Here is a 19642-nt window from a genome sequence, read left to right as displayed (position 1 = left end):
GGATTGACAACCTGAGCGGTTAAACTACGGTTTTGTCAGCCCGGATTTTGAAGGGCCGCGATACCGATAACATTACAGCGCCCAGAAACCAAAACCCACGATATCACATGAAATCCACTCTACCTAAGCTCGCCGCCTTGCTGTTGTTTGCCGTCAGCCGTTGCGCTGCCGCCGAAGACCTCCAGCCCGGTCTCACGGGAGAATACTTCGACATCGGCACTTCACTGGAAGATTTTCCGAGAATTCCCGATGATAAGAAACCTGTCGTCAGCCGTGTGGACAAGACGATCAATTTTGAAAGCACTCAGGAAGGATTCCACGGCACGTCGTTGGTGGATTTTTTCTACATCCGTTGGACGGGCAAAATCCGCGTCCCCAAGGACGGTAATTACACATTCTTCCTTGAATCCGACGACGGCTCGCGCTTGTTCGTTGACGGCAAACAGATCATCGACAACAACGGTCTCCACTCGATGGAAGAGAAACCGGGCGAGATAGAACTGAAATCCGGCGATCATTCCATCAAGGTCGAGTTCTTTGAAAACGACGTGGACGCCGGATGCATTTTCCGGTGGCAACCGCCGGGGGCAGCCAAGGAAATCGTTCCCGCGACGGCTCTGTTTCATCCGGCAGCTTCAGCCGCTGCGGCTGAGTCTTCGACCGGTCTGACGGGTGAATATTTTGATATCGGAAGTTCGTTGGAAGATTTTCCGACGATCGCGGCCGACAAGAAACCGGTGGTGAAGCGCGTGGACAAAACGGTCAACTTTGAAAGCACCCAGGAACCGTTTCACGGCACGCCGTTGGTCGATTACTTCTACGTGCGCTGGACCGGCAAACTCCATGTGCCGAAGGACGGCAAATACACGTTCTTCCTTGAGTCCGATGACGGCTCGCGACTCTACATCGACGGCAAGCAGATCATCGACAACAATGGCCTGCACGCGATGGAAGAAAAATCAGGCGAACTGGAGTTGAAGGAAGGCACGCACGTCATCAAAGTGGAATTCTTCGAAAACGACGTGGATGCGGGCTGTAAATTTTTCTGGCAGCCGCCGGGCGCCACCAAGGAAATTGTGCCCGCGCGCGTCCTTTCGCCTCAGTAGCAACTCACACCATGGTTCTCGTCATCGACAACTACGATTCGTTCACCTACAACCTCGTGCAATACCTCGGCGAGTTGAAGGTGGAGATGCAGGTCCATCGAAACGATCAAATTAGTCTCGACCAGATTCGCGAGTTGAATCCGGAGCGCATTTTGATTTCGCCCGGGCCTTGTTCACCGCGCGAATCCGGTCTGTCCAACGAAATCATCCGCACGTTTGGCGCGCGGATTCCGCTGTTCGGCGTTTGCCTTGGTCATCAATGCATCGGGCACACGTTCGGCGCGGAAGTCGTCGTGAACTACCGCATGATGCACGGCAAAACCTCTCCGATTAAGCATAATGGGCGTGAGTTGTTTGAGGGCATGGCTAATCCATTCGTAGCAACGCGTTACCATTCATTGGTCATCAAACGCGATACAATGCCCGACTGTTTGGAAATCACGGCCGAATCCGATGAGGGAGAAATCATGGGCGTGCGGCACAAGGAACTGCCCATCTGGGGCGTGCAATTCCATCCCGAAAGCATCCTGACCGAAAATGGGCGGACGATCATGAAGAATTTCCTGAAGCTGAACTGAACAGCGTGGCTGTTCTTCGGGAGAACGATTTCAACCGCCGTTCTTTTTCATCACGTCGCTGATTTTCACTGGCTTGCCGCCCTGACGTTTGCTTTCGTCGGCGGCCACCATAAACGCAAAAATCTCCAGCGTCTCTTCCGGCGATACGGGCGCGATTCCGGTTTGGAAGAATTTCATGATCTCGCGAACGAGGGGCGCATAATCGCCGCTGCCCTTTTGCTCAGCCACGGATTTCGTGCCGAAGACGATCACCTTGTGCGGCGCGCTGGCGTTGCGCAAACCACGCAATGTCCCAACGCGCCCCCCGGACCAAACCCCAGTGACGACGTCCGTGTCGGGCGTCGAGGTGCGCACCACGCTCTCGCAGCCCGTTCCCATCACCGTGAACAGCGCCTCGGTAGGATGGACACCGTACCAAAATAAATCAGGATGATGCGGCTCCAGTTCGCAAGGCCCGTAGGAAATCGCGCCACGGATTTCACCCACGTCGGTTTTCTTCAACTCCACCATGCTGTCGTAAAAACGGTAGGATGACGAACTGTAAACCGGCATATTGTATTCCTTCGCGAGCCGGAATATTTCAATCGCATCGCGCAACGAACCGGCAACCGGTTTGTCGATGAACAACGGTTTACGCGCCTTGAGAACGGGGCGGGCCTGTTCCAGATGTGGACGGCCATCCAGACTTTCTATCATCACCACATCGACCTGCTGACAAAGTTCTTCAATCGAATCCACAATCTTGACGCCGAATTGCTTTTGCAACTGTTCTGTGTATTTGTCCACGCGCGACCAACTCGATTCGATGTCCTTGCTGCCGCCTTTGAACGCAGCGACAACCCTCCCGCCAGGAACATGATTCTTGTCGTTCGGATCGTTCAATAGTTTCGTGAAAGCGGGGACATGCGAAGTGTCGAGGCCGATAATTCCGACGCGCAGATCAGCGGCAAGAAGAGAGGTGAAAGCCGACATGAAACAGATGATCCAGCCGAGGGTTTGAAAATTCATAAGTGAGGTGATTTCGGTTTATCAACCGGCCGGACGCAAGCCAATTCGCACTTCAAGCGTCGCTATTATTTTGCGGACACTGGCGCAACCACCAGATCGTCAAAACGAATCGGCGTCCCGGCATACGGACTAGCCCACAGCGACGCGCGCCCGGCGATGGGTTCTTCCTTTTCGTCGTAGATGATCGCCCACCCTTCCGGCTCGGCTTTGCCTTGTGCCCACACTTGCCCCTCCACTTTCCATTCGCCGTCTTTGACTTTGCGAACCTGCAACTTGAGAAACGTCCACGTCCCGGATTGCCAATCGTGTGGCACAGACCCTTTCAAGATCTCGCCCTTGTAAAGCTCCAGTAATTTTTTTGCCGGTGAAACTTGCAAGCGATAAAGCCCGCCCGCGCCCAAACCGACGGCGAAAGTGGGGAAGCGGCGGCCTTTGCCAACCCCGGAGAAACGCGCTGAAGCGGCAGTCTCATCTTTCTCTGTCGGGCCAAAATACAGGCCGAACGTATCCAATGGTGCGCCGGGCAACTCCAGGAATTTATTCCCTGATTCTTCCTTCACGGTGAACGCGCCGTCCTGAACCAGAAAATCGCCCGGCACTGAACCCACCGCCGCAGTCTCAAAATTGTTTTCGTAAAGCGGCTTGGGAGTTTGCGCGGTCAGGACACAGGCGCAACTCAAAACCAACACCGATCCGACTTGGTTTCGCCACACTCGCATAGTTTTCGTTTTATTTCTTGAACACAACGCCCGATCAGTCCCGCCAGGATTCGCGACCTTCCTTCGACGACACAGAGGCTCAACACCTTCAAATGCGGTTGGAGGTCGTAATCAAAGCACTTCTCATAATCAATCCCGAAAGCGCGGATCACACAATGCAACGGCGGGAGTCACTGCAAGTGTTGACCACCATCAGACGGCCGCGATGGGATCAAGGCCCGTTGATTGAGTTGATTATCCGTTGTGCTGCGTTGATCAGAATGTCCGCGAATGCGGGATCCAGCGGCGCAATCTGGGCGCGCACTTTGTTCTCGAACGCATTCAACTGGTTGACGCCGGCGTTGAATTTGTCGCGGTCGAACGCCGACATGGCGGCATTCAACGTCGCCAACAACGGTTGATCGTTTTTCGTGCCGAGATCGGCCTGCTCCACCAGCAACACCAAGTCCGCCACGGCCTGGGCGGGCGAAATCACCGAAAAACTGACGCGGTTGGTGCCCGTGTCCTGTCCGTCGCTGACCACGAGCGCGACGCTGTATTCGCCCAGCGGCAGTTCGTTCGTCACGGTCACACCAGTCGCAAAAGCGTTGGTCTGCCCTTCTTCGAACCAGAAATATTGCAGCGGATCATTCTCCACATCTGATGAAAGCGAGCCGTCGAAAATCACCGTCGCCGAAATTCCGTCCACCGAAAAGACCACCAAGTTCGTGTCGTTGGTTGAAAGGCTGAACAGCGGCGAGATTCTGATAATGGCGACTGGCGGATCATTCACCGGCGCGACGGTGATGTTGACCGTCGCCGGATCAGAATCGAGATGCCCGTCGTTGACTTTAAACGAGAAACTGTCCGGGCCGTTGTAATTGGTCGCTCCCAGGTAAGTGACGTTCGGCGGCGTTCCGGTCAACGTGCCGTGCGAGGGTCGTGCCACAATGCTGTAACTCAATGCATCGCCATCCACGTCGAAGGCGGTCAAAGTGATGGGCAACGCCGTATCCTCGTTGACCGAAACGGACTGTGGCTGCGCCACGGGCGGATCATTGACCGGACGGACGTTGATGTTGAGGCTCGCGGCGGTTGAATCGATCAAACCATCATTGACCTTGAAAGTGAAACTGTCCGAGCCGTTGTAATTGGTCGCCGGTCGATAAATCAGATTCGGTGCTACTCCGGTCAAACTCCCGTGCGCCGGCGGCGTCATCACGGTGTAAGTGAGCGGATCGCCTTCCACATCCGAACCACTGAGCGTGATGGCCACAACCGTGTCTTCATCCAATGTCAGCGTTTGCGGATTCGCGGTCGGCGGATGATTGACAATCAGCACGGCGTTGGAACTCGTGGCCGACCCGAGCAGATTCGTTACGCGCACCGAATAATTTCCCGCCTGACCGTATTGCACGTTCGTCACGATGAGAAATGTGTTGGTCGCATTGGGGATGTTCTGTCCATTCAAGCGCCACTGATAGGTTAACGGCGAAGTACCCGTCGCTCTGACTGAGGCCAGGAAAGTGTATCCAGAATTCAACTTCAATCCCCGCGGCTGGAAGGTAATCACAGGCGGCCCGTTCGGAGACACGATTTCCACGACGCCGTTGAATGGGCCATTGCCGTCGATCACTCGTTCGCCCCAGTCATTCCACTGCCCCGCGAGCGGATGGCCGGGCGGATACAGCGCGGCAAAATCTTCGCCGGTCAAGGCGTTGTTCGGTTCGCCCGGCGCCCAATAAGTAAAGCCGACGGGTTCGCCGCTCGACCAGACGAAATGACCCTCGCTGGCCACGTCGTTGATTCCAATCCACAGGAGATGATTCGTGCCGCCGAAGCCACCGAATGTGTTGAAGACCCAATTCTGCTCCGCCAGATCCAGAATGCTGGTCAAGTGACCATCTAGTGCCACTGCGGCCCGCTCCGAAAAGCTCCACGTGGCGGGACTCAACAGCACGTAATAGTGGCCGTTGGCCGAATTGCTGAACACCGGGCTGATGGGCACCGGCGGCAAGAGTTCAACCTCCCAATGCAGCCGGGCGTTGAGCCGGCCGCTCACGGTGTCCTCGCCCCAGCCGGTGTTGCAGCAGCAAGTGTCCCTGGCCCGCAGCGTCAGGCTGGCGACATGTTGATTTACCGACACCGCGCCGGTCACATCCACCACGTTGGCCACATGCCCAAGTTGGCAGGTGGTGTTGAGCGAGTCGGGCGTGACGAGAATATTGCCAACGTACCCGATGTCGTCCGCCGTGCCAGAGACGATGCTTACTTTGATGCTCTTGATGGGAGCGGCAAATGTGCGTGTGATCGGACACTCTGCGAAACTGCCGACCGGCAGATTGTTGATCGTGTAAGTGTGTTCGCTGAAGTCATTGATGCGGTTGGTGAGCAGTGAGGTGCTGTCGAGGGACTGCGGCGTGCCGTGGAGGATCGGAGTCGGATCAACGGTGATGTTCTGCACAATCTCATCGCCAAACCACGTCACGTTTTCCTGCACCATTCCCCAATGGGTCGTGTAAACACCGGGCGTCATCGGCGCGTGCAAGGTAACTTGAAAAATCTTGGGCCGCCCGCGAAAAATTCCGCCATAGACCGGAATCTCATCCTGCGTGTCGTTGATCAACGACCGGCCCGGACCAAACAGCACGGGGTCAATGTTATCCTTCTGGCCGAAGCGGAATTTCGTGGCCTCGGTCCACTTCACGTCGCCTTCGTTGCGAACGATGACAGTAGCGGTCCGTGTTTCGCCCGGCATCATGCGGGACGGAAGATTGTGCCAAAGGATTCTTGCACCGCGTTCCGGCGTGTCGTTGAAGGCCGCCGCGCCGCGCGCAATGGTCCTGATGTATTCGTAGGGATCGTTGCTGCTCGACCAGACATCGGTGTTCGTGTTGCCGCTGCCGGGTTGGATAAAAGGTTGGCCCGTGTTTGCAGCGTAGAGGCCGGAGCCTTCGTCATACTCATTCCAACTCTCAAGATATACGCGGCGCACAATATTTCGATCCACCTGATTCCACGCATTGCTGAAATCGCGTCCGCCGTTGCGCGCCAGAAAATCGCCGGGGTTGCGGATGTTCTGGTCCCAGTAACCACCCTTGAGTTGCACCGACCGTGTCGTCAACCACTGCGCCACGCGGAAATACTCCGTGATCTCGAATTGTGGAACTTTCTCATCCGCGAACGTCAACGTCGGATCGTTCAACGCCGTCGTCACCATGCGAATGCCGTTGGTGAAGACCGGATGGTTTTGCGCGAACGCCGATCGCAAACGGGTTTCAACATCCGAGCGCGTGAGCGAATTTAAGTTGCTCAAATTGAATTTGACGTGCCACGTGTCCAAGACCACGCGACCGTCGATTCGTCCGAGGTAATCGTCCGCAAACGGGTCCTGATTGACGCTGAAATATTGGTTGAAGAAACGAATGTATTGGCCGGCGAAAGTGTCCTTGCCCGCTGTCGTGGCCACGTCCACCAAGGGTTGTTGATTCCAGGTAATGAGCGGGTCAAGAAACGGCGCGATCTTGGGCACGTCGTAACCGTCACGGCGCATTTGATTGAGCGCTTGAAAAAGATTGATCCGCTGTTGTTCCGAACTCGGAATCAAGTGGACGTAAAGCATGTCGATGTTCGCGGACATCATCTGCTTGATCTGGCCCTTCCAAAACTCCGGCTCGCCCGTCCAGTTCGCCCGACCCTCCACCGGTCGCCACGGGCCGGTGAGTTGACCGCCATTGGACGTGAACCAGTGAAAAACGCTGACACTGACGAGGTGATTGGTGGCGTTAAAGGACGGCCTTGGGGTGAAGAGTCCGCCTGAGGGTTGTGCCGGGGAAGAACGGGGGAAAACGACCAGTGCTCCAAGTAAAACAACAGCGAACCACCTCCGCGAGCAAATGCCCAAAGTGCGCCCAACTGGAACAGCTTTCATCTGGTGGCATGATAATCATCAAGCAGTGAAAGTAAAGCTCCGATTCGGCGCATGCCGATACGATTGGACTGGCATTGCGTCCGGACATGCGGTAAGAAATAGTTTAATTCAGACGCGCAACAAATATATGCATTGGCTGATAGGCACTTCTCGCGATCGTTCGAATCACGGCGTCCGACGTCACGACGCCTTCACGCTGATTGAATTGTTGGTGGTTATCGCCATCATCGCCATTCTCGCGGGGTTGTTGCTCCCGGCCTTGGCCAAGGCGAAGACGCGCGCCCTGCGCACGCTCTGCACGAGCAATTGCAAGCAATGGGGCATGGCCATCACCATGTACGCGGGCGATTACGGAGATTTCTTCCCCGACAATTCCGACGGGTTCCACTTGAGTTGGATGATGCCGAGCATGAGCAATTTCTGGAAAAACTATCTCCTGCCCAACCGTCGCGGCACCACCAAAGGTCAACGCGACCGGAACGACGTCCTGTTTTGCCCGACGGACCAGTGGCACCGCGATGCCGAAGCCGGGATGATCAGGTCGGACAACGAGCCTCAATTGTTGGGTTACTTTTATCTGCCAGGCCGACGAAGCCAATCCGCGCGGACCGATGTCGCGAGTTTTGCCCAGGCCCGAGGCACGGCTGAATGGTTTTACCGGGTGAAGATGGGCACTGAATACCGGCGCGCACCGGTGTTGATTGACCGGATGCAGGGTTTCAGTCCGCCGGTGACCGACAACATGTATGACCCGCGCCTGGGCTGGCGCACCACTTCGACTTACAACAACAAGACCGTTATGACGGCGACTCATCCACGCAGCACCGGCGCACCGGAAGGTGGCAACTTCCTGTTTGAGGACGGGTCTGTGGCTTGGATTGACGGGAAGAAAGTTTTTCTGGGCGCGACCGGTGGCGATATTGGCAGTTGGGTCTGCTACTTCAAAATCTCGCTTGATCAATGAACAGTTGAATATGGTTCCACCATCCTTACGGCGACACCAACCTTCGAGCTATCGAACTGTGAAACTCCGCAAGAACCAACCCGCACGCGGTGGGTTCACCCTGATTGAACTCCTGGTGGTCATCGCCATCATCGCCATACTTGCGGGCTTGTTGCTGCCGGCATTGGCCAAGGCGAAACAAAAAGCCCACGCCGTCATGTGTATGAATAACACGAAGCAGTTGACGCTGGCGTGGCGCCTGTATGCGGACGACAACCAGGACACCCTGCCTTTCGCATACTCGACAACCACACCTTATGTCTGGGTGGTGGGCTACCTTGATGATTCCAATCCGAGGGCATCCGACAATTGGAATGTTGATACCACAGTCCGCAAGAGCTTGCTGGCCCCGTACGTCGGCAGCTCGATCAACATCTGGCGCTGTCCGGCAGACACCGCTTTTGGCATCAACAATCTGAACCAGCGCGTGCCCCGCGTCCGCAGCGTCAGCATGAGCAACTGGGTGGGCGGCAATGGCGACTCGCCCCAGAACGCTTACAAAGGCGGCTGGGGTTTGAATTCGCCGAACTCGGTTGTTTATCGGAAGCTCAGCCAAATGATCCATCCCGGACCTTCCATGACGTTCGTACTTTTGGACGAACGCCAGGATAGCATCAACGACGCCTACTTCGTTACTGAGATGGATGGCTACCCTAATAATCCCGCGACCACGAAAATTGTCGATTACCCCGCCAGCTATCATAACCACGCGGCTGGCTTTTCTTTCGCGGACGGTCACTCGGAGATCCACAAATGGCGCGACTCTCGAACCTTTCCTCCCATTCGCACCGGGCTGCCACTGAATGTGCCGAGCAAGAACAATCCCGACGTGCTTTGGATGCAGGAGCACTGCTCATATTAAGCCGTAGTGCTGAGGGAGGACGATTCCGGTTCAATACTGTTTTCCAAAATTAATTTCCGAATTGCCCCTCACCTCCTCCCCGGATCGGCTGGAAAGAGAATTCTCCGAAAAAGATTTCTGCGCTTTGAACAGCTGAACTGTAGCAGCCGCCGTGAGTCGGCTCTGACTTTCATCGAATTCAGATGGAGCGGACTCACGGCCGCTGCTACAAGGTTCATGCCGAGTGTGGCCGAAGGTCGGATCGGGGTCCTGCAAAGGTTTATTCGGACATTTATTCTGGTAACGCCGCTATTTCCGCCACTCGTCAATCAATGACGCCACCAGCGCCGTCCAACCAGTCTGGTGTGACGCGCCCAACCCCTGCCCGGTGTCGCCATGAAAATATTCATGGAACAAAATGTAATCGCGCCAGTGCGGATCGCTTTGAAACTTTTGTGCCGCACCGTAAATGGGCCGCTTGTTTCGTTCGTTGCGCGTGAACAGACGGATGAGGTTGTTCGCAAAACCGTCCGCCATTTCCTCCAGGTTCACACAGTCTTCTACAGAGGCGCAGCCGCCTATGGCAAACGCGCCGCCGTAGGCTTTGCGAAGTTTCCGCAACGACTCGATCATCATGAACGTGGTGGGAAACCAGATTGGCCCGCGCCAGTTGGAGTTGCCGCCTTTGAGCCGCGCCACCGACTCCGCCGGTTCGTAACGGATTTCGTTCGAATCAAACTGATACGGATGCGCTTCGTGGTATTTGCTTAGACTGCGGAGACCGAAGTCCGAACGGAATTCTTTCGGACTCCAGATCACGCGCAGCAACCGCTGCATCTGCTCCGGGTTCATGATGGCCAGTACGTGGACTTTTTTTCCGTCATGTTCCAGCGTGGTCACGCACTTCTCGACCAGGTCCTGCCGGTTTTTCAAAAACCAATGCATGTTGGCGCGGAATTCCGGAAACGGCTCCAGCCAATCCTCTTCGAGCCGTTCGACGGCAAACATCGGGATCAATCCCACCAGCGAACGGACGCGGAATTTCTGAAAGCTCCCGTCGGCATAACTCAACACGTCGTAGAAGAATCCGTCCTGTTCGTCCCAAAGTTCGTAACCACGACGCCCCATATTCTTCATCGCCGCGCCGATATACACGTAGTGCTCGAAGAACTTCGTGGCCAGTCCTTCATAAGCCTTGTTCTCCTTGGCCAGTTCCAGCGCGATGCGCATCATGTTCAGCCAAAACATTCCCATCCAACCGCTGCCGTCGGACTGCTGCAGCACGGCGCCGTCGGGCATTTTCTTGCTGCGGTCCACCACCGTGATGTTGTCGAGGCCGAGGAAACCACCTTCAAAAACATTGTTGCCGTCGCTGTCCACCTTGTTCACCCACCAAGTGAAATTGATGAGCAATTTGTGGAAACACTTTTCCAGGAACGCGCGGTCGGCCTTGCCGGAGCGGATGCGATCCATGTTATAGACGCGCCAGATGGCCCAAGCATGAACCGGCGGGTTCATATCGGAGAATTCCCATTCGTAAGCCGGAAGCTGTCCATTGGGATGTTGGAATTGTTCAAACAATAGCAGCCAGAGTTGTTGCTTGGCAAACTCCGGATCAACCAGCGTCAGCGGCACGGCCTGGAACGCCAGATCCCACGCGGCAAACCACGGATACTCCCATTTGTCGGGCATCGAAAGGATGCGTTTGGAATTCAAATGTCTCCAGTGGACGTTGCGGATGCTCTTTCGTGATTCCGGCGGCGGCCAATCCGGAAAGTCCCCATCCAACCATTCCGCCACGTCGAACAGATAAATCTGTTTGCTCCAGAGCAGACCGGCCAGAGCCTGGCGTTGGATGCGCCGCTCATCCTCAGTGGCGCTCGCCGGATGAATCGTTGCGTAAAACTCGTCGGCTTCGGCGCGGCGCGTAGCGATGATCTTATCAATTTCCGCGAGCGGCTTGCTCAACGATTCGTCGGTCAGGCGCAAGCGGAACACGACTGAGCCGCCCGCAGGAACAATCTGGCCGACGTAGTGCAGACAGGCCTTGGTGCCGAACTGTTCCGGGTTGACGCAGTCCGCGCCTTCGATGATGTGACGATGAAACGCGTCCTTTACAAACGGGCTGCGGCTTCTAGCCGCCGGATCAAATACCCGTTCGCAGTTGGTTTCATTGTTGGTAAACAGCGGTTGCGCACCCGGATCGGCGTAGAGGTGACGCCGACCCAGCCGGTAGTCGTAAGGAATCTTCTTGAGCGAGTGGCAACAGGTGTCGTCTGCAATCAGCACCAGATGGCTTTGGCTTTTTCTGCCGAGCGAAATGCGCGGCTCTGGTCTGGCCTCTTTTCCCCACGCCCAGCGGTTGCGAAACCACAGATGCGGCAGGACGTGAATCGGCGCCGGCTCCGGTCCGCGATTAAACACCTCGATGCGGATGCAAATATCCTCCGGCGCAGCCTTGGCGTACTCCACGAAAATATCGAAGTAGCGGTTGTCGTCGAAAATACCCGTGTCGAGCAGCTCATATTCCGGTTCATTGCTCAAACGCTTGCGGTTTTCTTCGATGAGTTTGCTGTAGGGAAATTCCGTCTGCGGATACTTGTAGAGATACTTCAGGTAGGAATGCGTGGGCGTCGAATCGAGATAAAAATAATATTCCTTCACGTCCTCGCCGTGATTCCCCTCCGTCGGCACCAAGCCAAACAACCTTTCCTTCAGGATCGGATCGCGTCCGTTCCACAACGCCACCGCGAAGACCAGGATTTGGTAGCGGTCGCAAATCGCCGCCAACCCATCCTCTCCCCAGCGATAGGCTTTGGAGCGCGCCAGGTCGTGCGGAAAGTAATCCCACGCCTCACCTTCCGCGCTGTAATCCTCCCGCACCGTGCCCCACGCCCGCTCGGCCACATACGGCCCCCACTTCTTCCACGGGACAACATGCTCTTTCGATGGTTCGTGCAGCCGTTGATGCTCCGGGGTCATGATTTGATTTTCGACCGCACTTTGTTTCGCACACGATCTGCCAGCTCGGACAACTTGCTGGTGGCGACTCGTCGTTTCAGCAGATAAGTGGTGTGCGGCACGGGCGTGCGCGAAATATCTTCCGGCGTCGTGTTCTTCACCGAGCGACTGGGTGTGAGGTCAATGCCGGACTTGCGGAAGAGATGCTCGACAAAGGCGGAGCAATAAAACGAGCACTCGCGCGCCAGCACATTGTCCTGCGTGCGCAAATCAGGTTTCCGCAATGCCATCAACGTTCCCAGCAATTCCCGCAACGAATAACGTGCGCGCGTGGCGACCAGTTCCAGACCTTCGCGCAACAAGCCGGCCACCTGAGCTTCCGCCAAACCGAAGTCCAGCACCGCCAGCGTCGTGTACATCTCCTCATCAAAATACTTGGCGATGCGATTCTCCTGCACGCCCAGCCGGATGTGTTTCCGGGCCACGTGCAGGTCCGATTCAATGACCCAATGATGACCGTCGTGGCGTTCACCTTGGAACAGGAACGCGTGCGACCAGTAGCTCCAGCGCCCCTGCTCATCCAGATGCCGTTCCGCGCGGCTGATGGCCCGGTCCACCAACGTGATCCCGCCGGATAGTCCCACGCGACCTGGTGCCGCGTAACGTTCCAGAAACTCACGGTTCGACAACCTGGTCACCTCCACAGTTTCGTTCGGACGCATAATCGATTGAAATTGTGTTCGCGCTTCAATTTGCACGCATTCTGGCTGCGTGGGATGTCGAGGTTTTCGCCGTGCAAAGCGTGCCCATGGGCCCAGTTTAGTCGGTGACCCAGAAAGAATCAACGCGGAAGGAATCGGCGACTCCGTTCGCGAAAGCGTCAGGCCAAGGCAAGGCTGAGAAGCGGTTGGACTTGATTGGGTTTGTGGCGCATCATTGCTCCATGCCTAAGCGGAAAGTTATCGCGTTCACGCTGATTGAACTGTTGGTGGTCATTGCCATCATCGCCATTCTCGCCGCGCTGCTTTTACCGGCGTTGGCCAAGGCGAAGGAGAAGGCCCAGCGCACCAAGTGCATGAACAACATGCGGCAGATCGGCATCGCGCTGGTGCTGTATGAAGGCGACCATCGCAAAATGCCGCCCCGGGCCTCGCAAGTTCCCGACTTCATGAATCCCAATGCGGGTGGTTGGGAGAATAATTGTCTCTACGCCATCACGCCTTACCTGCAAAGCTCGCAGAAAACGCCCAGCTCAAAAATTTACGCCTGTCCGAGCGCGAAGAAGCCGGGCGATGGCAGCGATGCCACGGCCGCCAGCGCCACGAGTTATCTGCCCAACGCCGTCGTCATGGAATTGAGCCTGGCACAGGTTTCCAAACCGAGTGAGGTCATTTTCATTCAGGAAACCATCCGCCTCGTCAGTTACACGGCGTTGCGTCCGGCGGTGGGCAACGACTTCGGACTTTGCCAGGGACAGTACACCTATTGGCACGTCAATCTGAAACCCGGAGTGGACTGGTACAGCATGGTCCACGCGCAAGGCGGGAATTTTGTGTTCACGGACGGCCATGCCGAGTTTCGGAAGGCCATCAACTTGCGCGCCAAACATTTTGGTCTCGCCGACGGCACCTCCGGCAAGGCGGAGGACACGCAGAAAGCCAGCGACACCGCGTGTTACAAGAGCGCGTTCAATTAGTCGCGAGTAAAAAGTCATGACCGACGAGAGAGAATCATACCTTTTCCCCGCGGACTACCTCAAAGACTTCTCAGCCAAGGTTTTCATGCATTGCGGCATCTCCGAAGCGGACGCCCGCCAAGCCGCAGATGTTTTGGCCAAGTCCGATTTGAGAGGCATCGACTCCCACGGTGTGGCGAGGCTGCATATTTATTTTGATATGCTGGAGTTGGGCCGGATCAACCCCAAGCCCAATATCAAAATGGTCCGGGAAAACGCCAGCGTGGCAACTGTCGATGGCGATAATGGGTTGGGCCTCGTAGTGGGACCCAAGGCGAATGAGATCGCTATGGAGAAAGCCGCGACTTACGGCTCAGGTTGGGTGAGTGTCTGCAATAGCAACCATTTCGGAATCGCGGGCTACTATCCTTTGAAAGCTCTCGAAAGAGATCTCATCGGCTGGGCCATGACCAATTCCACGAAGCTGGTCGCACCGCTGTGGGGGGCGGAAAGAATGCTGGGCACGAATCCCATTGCCATCGCGTTCCCAGGCTACAAAGAGCCACCGATCGTCATCGACATGGCCACCAGTGCCGTCGCTTACGGCAAAATCGAAATCGCGCTACGAACGAAAACAGAAGTGCCCAGGGGCTGGATCATCGATAAAAACGGTCGCGACACCACCAACCCACAGGACATGAGCAATGGGGGCGCGCAATTGCCGCTTGGCTCCGAGAGAGAAACGGGCGGGCACAAAGGCTATGGTCTCGCCGCGATGGTCGATATCTTGTGCTCCGTGTTGAGCGGTGCCAACTGGGGACCCTTCGCGACACCCTTCACTCAGAGACAGGAAATTCCCGCGCGCAGCGTCGGCAAGGGCATCGGCCATTTTTTCGGCGCCATGCAGATCGACGGCTTCATCGACAAAGATGAATTCAAGAAACAGATCGATGACTGGATCCACGTCTTCCGCAATACAAAACCGGCTCCCGGGACCAACGGGCCACTGATCCCCGGCGATCCTGAGCGAGAAGCGGAAGGGATTCGAAGCAAAGAAGGCATTCCGTTGATCAAGTCTGTGGTGGATGACCTGCTGGACATTTCACGAAGAACCGGAATACCGCTCGACGTGAAATCGCAAAACCCATAGGTGAAATTATTTTGAAAAGAAGGTGTCAGGAACCATTTTCCCAGGCTCCCTGGCGCCTTTGCGCGATCTCCTATGAGGGATCACGAGTCAAGGTTGAAGTGATGAGTCTCATTTCTCGATTCCAAAAACTTTTTCTGCTCGCTTTCGGTCAGCGTCTCCACCCGCATTTCTCAGGATCACTAAAAAGCTTTACGTTGAATTAACCTGAATAGTAGCGTCATTTGCTTGAACCAACGACCGGTATGAAACATTTATTCTTCCCCTTCTGTGCTGTTTTCCTTTTCGTCGGCTGTCAGACCACCAAGGTCGAACACGTGGGTCCGTTGGAGGGTGGAGGCCACATCGTCTCCACCTATCAGGTGCTGCATGCCGCCGGTCAATCACTGCAATTCGGCGGTCGGCCGGTTGACCTTGCGCTCTCCCCGGACAAACAAACATTGTACGTGAAAGATGATCGCGGGCTGGTGGTCATTGACGTTGAGACTTGGACAATTCGTCAGGAACTGAAATTCATCGCCGGTGGCGGTTCCACACACGGCATCGCGGTGACGCGCGATGGCACGCGCCTGTTTCTGACCACCGCGCAAAATATCTTGTGGGAAGCCAAACTGGGCGAAGACGGGAAAATGTTGTGGGGACGAAAGATTATTCTGCCCGGTCCCGGCGGCAGCGGCAATTCCCATGTGGGCGGCATCGCCCTTTCAAAAGATGAAAAGAAGGCTTACGTCTGCCTCTCGCGCAACAACAGCCTGGCGGTGGTCGATCTGGAGTCAGGCATGTTGATAAAGGAAATATCCGTTGGGGTCGCTCCGTTCGACGTAGCGATCAAGGCCGATGGGAAAACTGCGTATGTTTCGAATTGGGGCGGTCGTCGTCCGAAGCCAGGCGAAAGAACCGCCAAGTCTTCCGGCACCGAGACTTTGGTGGATGAACGAGGCGTGGCGGCCAGTGGAACGGTGTCGGTTGTCGATCTTGAAAAAGGCGAAGAGGTCGCTCAAATCGTTGTCGGGTTGCATCCGTCGGATTTGGAATTGAGTGCGGACCAACAAACGCTCTACGTCGCCAATGCCAACTCAGACACCGTCAGCGTCATCGACACGACAAGTTTGAAGGTCACCGCCGCCGTGCTGGTCCGCCCTGATTCGACGTTGCCGTTTGGCAGCGCGCCAAACGCAGTATCGTTGAGCAAGGATGGCAGCAAACTTTTCGTCGCCAACGGAGGCAATAATGCCGTCGCCATGGTCCAGCTCGGGGCAAAGAATCAGCTCGAAGGATTTATTCCGACGGCGTGGTATCCCGGCGCGTTGGTGAATGATGGAAGGTTTCTTTACGTTGCCAACGTCAAAGGTCTCGGGTCACGGAATCCGCGCACGGATCGCAAAGGTTGGAACAGTCACATGTATCTGGGAACCGTCACCAAAGTTGAAATTCCCGCCGCGGAAAAGTTGAAAAGCTACACCGCCCAGGTCAAAGCAGACTCGCGCGTGCCGCAAATCCTGCGCGCCTGGGAAAAAGGCAACAGCGGCAGAAAGCCAGTGCCAGTGCCGCGTCGCACTGGCGAGCCCTCCTTGATCGAGCATGTCGTTTACATCATCAAGGAAAACCGGTGCTACGATCAGGTCTTCGGTGATCTGCCGCAAGGAAATGCCGACCCGGAGTTGTGCATGTTTGGCCGCGAGGTGACGCCGAACCATCACGCGCTGGCCGAACAGTTTGTGCTGCTGGATAATTATTATTGCAACGGCGTCCTCTCCGCCGACGGCCATGCGTGGGCGATGGAAGGTTACGCCACCGATTATCTGGAGAAATCTTTTGGCGGTTTCACCCGCAGCTATCCGTTTGCCGGCGATGACCCCATCAGCTATGCCGCGACGGGCTTCATCTGGGACAATGTGCTGTTGCACGGCCTTTCCTTCCGCAACTACGGCGAAATGAGTTACACCGCACCCATCCCGGCAGACGCAGGGTGGCTGGCGATCTACGAGAACTATCGCACCAACGGCACCAACATTTCTTTCAAGCACGACATGCAGATTGAAACCTTGCGACGTTACAGTTGTCCGCAATCACCGGGTTGGAACATGCGAATTCCCGACGCGATTCGCGCGGACGTTTTTCTCAACGAATTCAGCGATTACGAGAAGAAAGGTGAGTGGCCCAACCTGGTGATCATCTACCTGCCCAGCGATCACACTTCCGGCACGCGACCCGGCGGGCCGACGCCGCGCGCGCAGGTCGCTGACAATGATCTGGCAGTTGGGCGCATTGTCGAGCGCATCTCCAAGAGTCGGTTCTGGCCGAAGACGTGTATTTTCGTGAATGAAGATGATCCGCAGGCTGGGTTCGATCATGTTGATGGCCACCGCTCGCTTTGTCTGGTGGTCAGTCCTTACTGCAAGCGTAGCGCGGTCGTGAGCAAGTTCTACAATCAGACTTCCGTGCTGCACACGATGGAAAGGATGTTGGGCATCCCTCCAATGAACCAGATGGACGCGCTGTCACCGTTGATGACGGACTGTTTCACGAGCCAACCCGATTTCAAGACTTACACCTGTTTGAAGAACAACGTTCCGCTGGACGAACTCAACAAGCCACTGGGCCAGCTCCGGGGCGCCGAACGTTATTGGGCTGAGCAAAGTCTCGCGCAACCGTTTGATAAGGTGGATCAAGCCGATGAGGACACACTCAACCGGATCATCTGGCATTCGGTCAAAGGGGTGGACGCGCCCTACCCTGCTCATCTGGCCGGCGCGCATGGCAAGGGTCTGAAGAAGCTTGGACTGAGTCTTACTGGCGATGACGATGACGAATGAGGAGAGATGGCACAAACCAGAGTAAGCGAATCGAGCTCCGAACCCACCCCTTGCCCCTCCCAGGAGGGGAGCGGCACACGGTGAATTCTTCCCCTCTTGGGAGGGGTCGGGGGTGGGTGTGTCGGTGTCAGGTCGTTCTAATCGAAAATTACTTTTGGCAACTGGTATAAGCAGCCTCACTTCCATCCCAGAGTCTCGTCAGGGTGACCGTGGTAAAGTCGCCAACCTGTCGTTCTTGGGATTTTCGTGAACCAGCAACGTTCAGCACCTTGATTCGGTTTTCAGACAAAAATTGCCTCAACTTATCAACAGTGGCGTTACCGTCAGCATCTTGCGACAAATGCAACCACGGCTTGCCTAACTGCTTTGCAAACTTGCTGGTCTGCTTCGAGCCGCCAGCCAGTGCTCTTCCTATCGTGAAGATCACTGTGCCGTCGGAATCGCGCACGTTCCATTCCGTTCGCTGTGCATAATCAGTGGCGGGCGTTTCTGCCAGCTCGTAGCGTTCGCTGATCCTTCCATCCTCGGCCAATCGGCCGCGCGGGCACCAGCCGCCGTGAGGAATGTTGCGGGCGATGGCAAAATCCAAAGCGGCTCTATCCGCTCCGGTTTGGCCGCCGGAGATTATTTTTTCAGGCATGAGATGTCGTTTGAGGCTCATCGCCTCTGCGTTTTAACACAGCTTGGCGAACCCGCAACCAATGTCGAAGGCACTCCCCTCACCCTTCCCTCTCCCCTCATCAGATGAGGGGAGAGGGTGGCCTCTGGCCGGGTGAGGGGTGGCTCAGAAAATATGCGGAGGCGCGCAAACTTTGCGAGACAGCAACACAATCCGCTTGCTGGCAAACTCAACCTTGTGGACAATGATCTTATGGCGGACGAATTGAAGGCAGTCGTAAACTCGTTGGGTCTTGAAAAATACAAGCGCCACATCTTCCTGTGCGCCGATCAGACCGAGCCGCACTGTGCCCCAAAGGAAAAGGGCCTCGAGTCCTGGGAATATTTGAAACGCCGGCTCAAGGAACTGAACCTCGTCGGGCCGGAACCGCTGGTATATCGCACCAAGGCCAATTGCCTTCGCGTCTGCGCGCACGGCCCGATTGCAGTCGTCTATCCGGAAGGCATCTGGTATCACTCATGCACGCCGGAAGTTTTGGAGCGAATCATCCAAGAACATCTGATCAAGGGAAGAATCGTGGCGGATTACGCATTCGCAACAAACCCGATTTGTTCCGCGCCGGACACAAAGTAAATCAGTCCGCTCCGCTGTCCACTGTATGAGGCTTTTCCAGTTGGACACAACGCTTCAAAAGCGTTAGATAACAGTGGTATGAACCGAGATAGACAACAATTCGTTTGCATACCTAAAAATTAGGCCATGTCACGCGCCATACTTGTCATCATGTTTGCCCTGTCGGCCGCTGCTCACGCATTATCTGGCGAGTCGCGCGTTGATGACACACTGTTTATCGCTGCCCGGAAGTCGCTGCCCCAGGACATCGCCACCAACGAGGTGGTTAGAGTTTTGCAGACGGGGCTTTGGAATTCCAATCGCACGGCTGTTGCGATTTCTCTCTCGAAACCGAAGGCATCAATCATTTTCGTATTTCTCCGCCAGACAAACGGGACTTACTTAGCGGTTGACGCCAGGGGCGTGGAGGCCGGCAATTTTGGCAAGCTTGGGATCGCGGGCCGGGCCGGTTATGATCGTTTTGAGACGACACCCATCCAGTGGTTGCCCCGAGAGGACGGTTGGTTTCAGGTTGTCATGCGCACCAGAGCATGGAAAGCTGGCAAGCGTTACACCGTGTCCGAGCCGCTGACCATCAGATCAGACGGCTACATTGGTTGGAGATAGGACGATGACGTAAACGTGCG

General features: G+C 55.9%; 15 protein-coding genes. 9 read left to right on the top strand and 6 right to left on the bottom strand.

What is annotated here, in order from left to right; translation table 11 throughout:
* The first annotated feature begins 107 nt into the window (after window positions 1-107).
* Window positions 108-1106, top strand: a complete 999-nt coding sequence (locus tag HY298_19155) for a hypothetical protein (protein ID MBI3852380.1) — start codon at window positions 108-110, stop codon at window positions 1104-1106.
* Between the two features lie 11 nt (window positions 1107-1117).
* Window positions 1118-1684 (top strand): aminodeoxychorismate/anthranilate synthase component II, encoded by a 567-nt coding sequence (locus tag HY298_19150; GenBank protein MBI3852379.1) that lies wholly within the window; start codon window positions 1118-1120, stop codon window positions 1682-1684.
* A gap of 30 nt (window positions 1685-1714) precedes the next feature.
* Here HY298_19150 and HY298_19145 read toward each other — a convergent pair whose 3' ends face one another.
* The 3 genes from HY298_19145 to HY298_19135 all read right to left on the bottom strand — a co-directional run bounded on the left by HY298_19145 (window position 1715) and on the right by HY298_19135 (window position 7321).
* Window positions 1715-2692, bottom strand: a complete 978-nt coding sequence (locus HY298_19145) for a Gfo/Idh/MocA family oxidoreductase (protein ID MBI3852378.1) — start codon at window positions 2690-2692, stop codon at window positions 1715-1717.
* 65 nt (window positions 2693-2757) lie between these two features.
* Complete coding sequence (locus tag HY298_19140) at window positions 2758-3405, bottom strand: hypothetical protein (protein MBI3852377.1); 648 nt, start codon at window positions 3403-3405, stop codon at window positions 2758-2760.
* A gap of 217 nt (window positions 3406-3622) precedes the next feature.
* Window positions 3623-7321 carry a tandem-95 repeat protein gene (locus tag HY298_19135; GenBank protein MBI3852376.1) on the bottom strand — a complete coding sequence of 1233 codons (3699 nt, stop codon included), beginning with the start codon at window positions 7319-7321 and terminating at the stop codon, window positions 3623-3625.
* A gap of 127 nt (window positions 7322-7448) precedes the next feature.
* On the opposite strand from HY298_19135, the gene HY298_19130 reads away from it, so the two are divergent.
* Both HY298_19130 and HY298_19125 read left to right on the top strand, forming a co-directional pair.
* The gene (locus HY298_19130) at window positions 7449-8285 is read left to right on the top strand and encodes a prepilin-type N-terminal cleavage/methylation domain-containing protein (GenBank protein MBI3852375.1); all 837 of its coding nucleotides are present in this window, start codon (window positions 7449-7451) and stop codon (window positions 8283-8285) included.
* Between the two features lie 10 nt (window positions 8286-8295).
* Window positions 8296-9186: a type II secretion system protein gene (locus HY298_19125; GenBank protein ID MBI3852374.1), complete on the top strand. Its 891-nt coding sequence runs from the start codon at window positions 8296-8298 to the stop codon at window positions 9184-9186.
* Window positions 9187-9474: 288 nt separating this feature from the next.
* Here the strand turns inward: HY298_19125 and HY298_19120 are convergent, their stop codons facing one another.
* Window positions 9475-12147: a glucosidase gene (locus HY298_19120; protein ID MBI3852373.1), complete on the bottom strand. Its 2673-nt coding sequence runs from the start codon at window positions 12145-12147 to the stop codon at window positions 9475-9477.
* Window positions 12144-12848 carry a hypothetical protein gene (locus HY298_19115; GenBank protein MBI3852372.1) on the bottom strand — a complete coding sequence of 235 codons (705 nt, stop codon included), beginning with the start codon at window positions 12846-12848 and terminating at the stop codon, window positions 12144-12146. The genes HY298_19120 and HY298_19115 overlap by 4 nt, the downstream gene beginning before the upstream one ends.
* Window positions 12849-13069: 221 nt before the next feature.
* Here HY298_19115 and HY298_19110 point away from each other — a divergent pair, with 221 nt between their 5' ends.
* The 3 genes from HY298_19110 to HY298_19100 all read left to right on the top strand — a co-directional run bounded on the left by HY298_19110 (window position 13070) and on the right by HY298_19100 (window position 17764).
* A complete protein-coding gene (locus HY298_19110; GenBank protein MBI3852371.1) occupies window positions 13070-13822 on the top strand; it encodes a DUF1559 domain-containing protein in 753 nt (250 codons plus the stop codon).
* Between the two features lie 16 nt (window positions 13823-13838).
* Window positions 13839-14951, top strand: a complete 1113-nt coding sequence (locus HY298_19105; GenBank protein ID MBI3852370.1) for an Ldh family oxidoreductase — start codon at window positions 13839-13841, stop codon at window positions 14949-14951.
* Window positions 14952-15193: 242 nt separating this feature from the next.
* A complete protein-coding gene (locus HY298_19100) occupies window positions 15194-17764 on the top strand; it encodes a bifunctional YncE family protein/alkaline phosphatase family protein (GenBank protein ID MBI3852369.1) in 2571 nt (856 codons plus the stop codon).
* 148 nt (window positions 17765-17912) lie between these two features.
* Here the strand turns inward: HY298_19100 and HY298_19095 are convergent, their stop codons facing one another.
* Window positions 17913-18404 carry a putative molybdenum carrier protein gene (locus HY298_19095; GenBank protein MBI3852368.1) on the bottom strand — a complete coding sequence of 164 codons (492 nt, stop codon included), beginning with the start codon at window positions 18402-18404 and terminating at the stop codon, window positions 17913-17915.
* A gap of 231 nt (window positions 18405-18635) precedes the next feature.
* Here HY298_19095 and HY298_19090 point away from each other — a divergent pair, with 231 nt between their 5' ends.
* Window positions 18636-19016 (top strand): (2Fe-2S) ferredoxin domain-containing protein, encoded by a 381-nt coding sequence (locus HY298_19090; protein ID MBI3852367.1) that lies wholly within the window; start codon window positions 18636-18638, stop codon window positions 19014-19016.
* Between the two features lie 126 nt (window positions 19017-19142).
* The gene (locus HY298_19085; GenBank protein MBI3852366.1) at window positions 19143-19622 is read left to right on the top strand and encodes a hypothetical protein; all 480 of its coding nucleotides are present in this window, start codon (window positions 19143-19145) and stop codon (window positions 19620-19622) included.
* Window positions 19623-19642: the final 20 nt, after the last annotated feature.

Source organism: Verrucomicrobiota bacterium (assembly GCA_016200005.1).
In the GTDB taxonomy this organism is placed as follows: domain Bacteria; phylum Verrucomicrobiota; class Verrucomicrobiia; order Limisphaerales; family PALSA-1396; genus PALSA-1396.
This window is presented reverse-complemented; position numbering and strand designations above follow the sequence as displayed.

What these genes read in the sequence shown, in the direction of transcription:
- HY298_19155 (MBI3852380.1), top strand. Translation starts at nt 108, where the DNA reads ATGAAATCCACTCTACCTAAGCTCGCCGCCTTGCTGTTGTTTGCCGTC.
- HY298_19150 (MBI3852379.1), top strand. Translation starts at nt 1,118, where the DNA reads ATGGTTCTCGTCATCGACAACTACGATTCGTTCACCTACAACCTCGTG.
- HY298_19145 (MBI3852378.1), bottom strand. Translation starts at nt 2,692, where the DNA reads ATGAATTTTCAAACCCTCGGCTGGATCATCTGTTTCATGTCGGCTTTC.
- HY298_19135 (MBI3852376.1), bottom strand. Translation starts at nt 7,321, where the DNA reads ATGAAAGCTGTTCCAGTTGGGCGCACTTTGGGCATTTGCTCGCGGAGG.
- HY298_19130 (MBI3852375.1), top strand. Translation starts at nt 7,449, where the DNA reads ATGCATTGGCTGATAGGCACTTCTCGCGATCGTTCGAATCACGGCGTC.
- HY298_19125 (MBI3852374.1), top strand. Translation starts at nt 8,296, where the DNA reads ATGGTTCCACCATCCTTACGGCGACACCAACCTTCGAGCTATCGAACT.
- HY298_19120 (MBI3852373.1), bottom strand. Translation starts at nt 12,147, where the DNA reads ATGACCCCGGAGCATCAACGGCTGCACGAACCATCGAAAGAGCATGTT.
- HY298_19115 (MBI3852372.1), bottom strand. Translation starts at nt 12,848, where the DNA reads ATGCGTCCGAACGAAACTGTGGAGGTGACCAGGTTGTCGAACCGTGAG.
- HY298_19110 (MBI3852371.1), top strand. Translation starts at nt 13,070, where the DNA reads ATGCCTAAGCGGAAAGTTATCGCGTTCACGCTGATTGAACTGTTGGTG.
- HY298_19105 (MBI3852370.1), top strand. Translation starts at nt 13,839, where the DNA reads ATGACCGACGAGAGAGAATCATACCTTTTCCCCGCGGACTACCTCAAA.
- HY298_19100 (MBI3852369.1), top strand. Translation starts at nt 15,194, where the DNA reads ATGAAACATTTATTCTTCCCCTTCTGTGCTGTTTTCCTTTTCGTCGGC.
- HY298_19095 (MBI3852368.1), bottom strand. Translation starts at nt 18,404, where the DNA reads ATGCCTGAAAAAATAATCTCCGGCGGCCAAACCGGAGCGGATAGAGCC.
- HY298_19090 (MBI3852367.1), top strand. Translation starts at nt 18,636, where the DNA reads ATGGCGGACGAATTGAAGGCAGTCGTAAACTCGTTGGGTCTTGAAAAA.
- HY298_19085 (MBI3852366.1), top strand. Translation starts at nt 19,143, where the DNA reads ATGTCACGCGCCATACTTGTCATCATGTTTGCCCTGTCGGCCGCTGCT.